Origin of the sequence: Streptococcus sp. HMSC064D12 (assembly GCF_001837205.1) — a bacterium.
In the GTDB taxonomy this organism is placed as follows: Bacteria; Bacillota; Bacilli; order Lactobacillales; family Streptococcaceae; genus Streptococcus; species Streptococcus salivarius_D.
Genome location: NZ_KV831758.1, coordinates 1 through 4,346 on the forward strand (window position 1 = coordinate 1; position 4,346 = coordinate 4,346).

At 36.7% G+C, this 4,346-nt stretch carries 4 protein-coding genes and 2 tRNA genes; all 6 read right to left on the reverse strand.

Going from position 1 to position 4,346, the window contains the following annotated elements; all coding sequences use genetic code 11:
* Positions 1-51: 51 nt before the first annotated feature.
* Positions 52-1,017 carry a ribose-phosphate diphosphokinase gene (locus HMPREF2697_RS07885; RefSeq protein ID WP_002886286.1) on the reverse strand — a complete coding sequence of 322 codons (966 nt, stop codon included), beginning with the start codon at positions 1,015-1,017 and terminating at the stop codon, positions 52-54.
* Between the two features lie 211 nt (positions 1,018-1,228).
* Positions 1,229-2,626, reverse strand: a complete 1,398-nt coding sequence (locus tag HMPREF2697_RS07890) for a PcsB-like coiled-coil domain-containing protein (protein ID WP_049527612.1) — start codon at positions 2,624-2,626, stop codon at positions 1,229-1,231.
* 84 nt (positions 2,627-2,710) lie between these two features.
* Positions 2,711-3,235 carry a rod shape-determining protein MreD gene (gene mreD / locus HMPREF2697_RS07895; protein WP_049527614.1) on the reverse strand — a complete coding sequence of 175 codons (525 nt, stop codon included), beginning with the start codon at positions 3,233-3,235 and terminating at the stop codon, positions 2,711-2,713.
* Position 3,236: 1 nt separating this feature from the next.
* Positions 3,237-4,067, reverse strand: a complete 831-nt coding sequence (gene mreC, locus HMPREF2697_RS07900; protein WP_013989878.1) for a rod shape-determining protein MreC — start codon at positions 4,065-4,067, stop codon at positions 3,237-3,239.
* A gap of 57 nt (positions 4,068-4,124) precedes the next feature.
* A tRNA-Ser gene (locus HMPREF2697_RS07905) sits at positions 4,125-4,212 on the reverse strand.
* Between the two features lie 4 nt (positions 4,213-4,216).
* Positions 4,217-4,290 (reverse strand) — tRNA-Ile (locus tag HMPREF2697_RS07910).
* Positions 4,291-4,346 lie beyond the last annotated feature (56 nt).

The following is a 4,346-nucleotide window of genomic DNA, read 5'->3' on the forward strand; positions in this document are numbered from 1 at the left end:
AGCTAGTGGTTTTCGTAAGATAAAAAAAAGCTAGCCCAAGCTAGCTTTAGTCTATTTATGGCCCATTTCAAACAAAGGTGACAATGGACGTTTTTCATGAATACGAATAATTGCCTCTGAAATCAAATCAGCAATTGAAATTTGTTCAATCTTATCAATCAAACGTTCTTCTGGAAGATAAATCGTGTCCAATACAACAAGCTTCTCAATAGCAGATTTTTGAATATTATCAAGTGCTGGACCTGACAATACAGGGTGAGTACATGAGGCATAGACATGAGTTGCACCAGCTTCAGCAAGCGCATCCGCCGCATGACAGATGGTACCCGCAGTATCAATCATATCATCAATCAAGATACATGTTTTACCTTCAACGTTACCAATGATATTCATAACCTCAGAAGTGTTCATTTTATCAACACTACGACGTTTATCAATGATTGCGATTGGTGTTTTCAAACATTGAGCAAGTTTTCGTGCACGAGTCACACCACCATGGTCTGGAGAAACAACAACAACATCATCTCCAGTAAGACCAGCACGATCAAAGTAATCTGCGATAAGTGGAGCACCCATCAAATGGTCTACAGGAATATCAAAGAATCCTTGAATTTGAGAAGCATGGAGGTCAACTGTCAAAAGTCGATCAACACCTGCAACCTCAAGCATATTAGCAACCAATTTAGATGTGATTGGCTCACGTGAACGTGCCTTACGGTCTTGACGTGCATAACCATAATAAGGCATAACAACACTGATCGTTTCTGCACTTGCACGTTTTAGCGCATCAACCATAATCAAAATTTCCATCAAGTTATCATTTACAGGAGAGCTTGTAGATTGAAGAATAAAAACGTGATGACCACGGATAGATTCTTCAATATTAACTTGAATCTCACCATCTGAAAATTCACGAACACTTGATTTTCCGAGTTCAATACCCATTTTATCAGCAACTTTTGCTGCTAATTCCTGGTTAGACGATAAAGCAAACAACTTCAAATTCGTATAAGACATGATTTCCTCCAAAATATCTACTAAACCATTCTACCTTTTTTTAGATTGATTTTCAATGCAAAATAAATGGTGTCACAGTAACTTAACAAGACTAAAAAGATTTAACCTTAACCTCGACATTTTCCCGTCTAAAAGTAATTCCAGAAAGTAAAGACATTTTGCTATAAAATAAAAACGATTCGAGAAAATTCGAATCGCCTTCTTGTAGTCATTATGGGTAAATATAGTATACAGAACCACCATGAGCTGAAGATGTTGGATCAAATGTACCACGGTAGTTACCGATTGACATGTTACCAGCATAGTTTGATTCCATAACTTGAATTGAATTTGCACCTGATGCTGATGTTACGTAAGCTACGTGACCATAACCACCACCATCATTTGGCCAAACCGCAATTGCTCCGGCTACAGGAGTTGTACCAACTGAGTGGCCAGCTGCTTGTGCGCTAGCAATCCAGTTTTTAGCATTACCCCAGTAATTACCAACCCATGAAGCTAATGATTTAGCACCCCAAGTACATTGACCAACAGGATATGTATTAGGAGTTGAGGCAGCTGATACTTTAGGTGTTTCAGCTGCTGGAGCTGGTGCTTCTGAAGCTGCAGGTGCTTGACTTGCTGGTGCTTCTGAAGTTGCTGCAGGTGCTTCGCTAGCAGGAGCTGGTGCTTCTGAAGCTGCTGGAGCAGCTGATTCTGGCTGTGCTTCAGATGTTGCTGGAGCAGCAGGCGCTTGAGTAGTTTCTGAAGTTTCTGATGAAACAGGTTCTTGTGCTACTTCAGATGTTGCTGTTTCTGAAACAGTAGCTTCTGAAGTTGCTGCCGCTTCTGATTGAGCTACAAATGCTGCTGCTTCTGAAGAAGCTACTGCTTGTGCTGCTGCCTCTGATTCTGCAATTGCTTGAGATTGAGCAACTGATGCTGCAGTTGAAGCTGCCACTGATTCTGCAGTTGATTTAGCAGAAACAAGTGATGTTTTTTCATCTTGAGCTGTAGCCAATTCTGCAGCCAAAGCAACTTGTGCTGCTTCTAGTTCTGCTTGTTGAGTTGTCAAACCAGCTTCTGTAGTTTCAAGTTCTGCTTTATTAGTTGCAATCTCATTAATAGCAGCTTGGTTTTGTTCTTGTTTTGCAGCAAGCTCTTTTTGATCAGACTCTTGTTTTGTCAACATGTCATTATTAGCTGTAACAACTTTTGAAATAGCTGTGATACGAGTAATAGCTTCAGAGATTGACTTAGAGTTCAAGATAGAGTTGATGTAGCTAGTCGCAGTATTATTTTGTTGAGCACTACGAGCTTGTTTCGCCAAAGAATCTTGACGAGCTACAATTTTACTTGATAATTCTTGAATTTCAGATTCCAAATCTGCTGATACTTTTTCAAGTTCAGCATTTTTAGTTTCCAATTCTGATTTTTGTGTTCTAAGTGTAGATACTTGAGATTGGATTGTAGCAACTTGCGCTTGTGCAGTCTCTTGTTGAGAAGCAAGGTTACTAATTGCGTTATCTGCAGCAGCGATTTGCGAATCATAATCCTCTGCATGTACTGATGCAGCTGCTGATAAGGTTACACCACTTACCAACACTGCTGAAAGAATACGTTTTTTCATAATATAAAATACTACTCCTTTTCGATAAGACCTTTTAATTGTATCAAAAAATGGCGCAAATTTTGTTACGCCAATATTACAGTTCTATTTAAATCTATCAACTGACAGATACAAAAATAATTTTTCAAGAATAGGTTTAATAAAGATAAAGATCAAAAGATTAAACACTATACTAGGACTTAGTTGATAAATAATAAAATTCGTCACAGACTCATTGGAGAAACCATAAAATAAGGCAAAGCCAAAATTTATAGTATCAAATAGAAAGAGGAATAAAAACATTAACAAAAAATCAACATAGGTATTTCTCTTAATAATTCGACCTAGCTGAGTTAACAGATAGCATAACAGTGGCAAAGTTAGAATTACTATACCAACTGTTTTGAAATAATAGGTATCATAAAGAAATCCAAAATAAACAAGGTAAAGAAAGGAATACTTATTTGGAAAATCAAGAGTTAAGATGAAAATATAAATAATAAAAAGATGAGATGATAGAAAAAATTCAGGAGATAAATAATGATTAAATATCATCGAAATATGACCATCCCATAGAAAAGGAACAATACTCAGTAAGAAAGGAATAATAGAATACTTGGATAATTTCATATTATTTACCATCTCCAACTAGAGTAACATAAGAAATTTTATCAAAATCAGCATAAGGTTTCACCAAAATCGTACGATTTCCTTCATAATCACTCACAGAGTCTACAGTACCAATTGGAACATCCTTTACTGATACATCATCAAGACCACTTGTAACTACTTCAGTGCCAACCTTAACGTTAGAAGATGAATTGAGTTGTGTCATCTCTAACAGCTTCTTTTTATTATCATAACGAGATATAATCCCGAAAATATGGTTATCATCCTCTGATTTGACGCTAGAAGCAAGGTAACTATCACTAGAACTACTAGAAAGTAAAGAAATAGTAGTAGTATCATCATATACCTTAGTTACCAAACCAATTACTCCACCATTAGAAGTTGCTAACATAGATTTACTAACATTCTTAGACTTACCGACATTAATTGTTAACTCTTTTAACCAAGTCACAGAAGGTCGCATAGAAACTTCAGCAGTGAGAACATTATCACGACTTAGTTTGTCCGAAAGATTAAGCGAAGCTCTTAAAGAATCGTTCTCTTCTTGCAAGTTAGAAATAATAGATGATTGATTTTCTAAATTTGATAAAGATTTTTTTAAATCTCGATTCTCATTATAGGTTGATAAGAGATCAGAAATAACATTATGAGATTTTGATAAAGCAGTAAATGGAACTGAAACCACTGAGTCTACTTTGGTAACGAAACCCGAAACATTAGATGAGATATCCTTCGTTAATTTTTTATTAGTAAAGACAAAAGAAAAAAGCATTACAAAAAATAGAACAATAATAAACCCATAAAGAAGAAATCGATAAAAACTATTTTTCATTTTGTCACCTCAAAAAAAGAAAACGAATTATCTAAAAGATAATTCGTCTTAATAGTACGGAGAATGGGGGATTCGAACCCCCGCGCCAGTTACCCGACCTAACGATTTAGCAAACCGTCCTCTTCAGCCTCTTGAGTAATTCTCCAATATGGGCACGAGTGGAATCGAACCACCGACCTCACGCTTATCAGGCGTGCGCTCTAACCATCTGAGCTACGCGCCCAAGCAAATGCTTGGCTATAATATCCAAATAAAGCGGGTGACGAGAATCGAACTCGC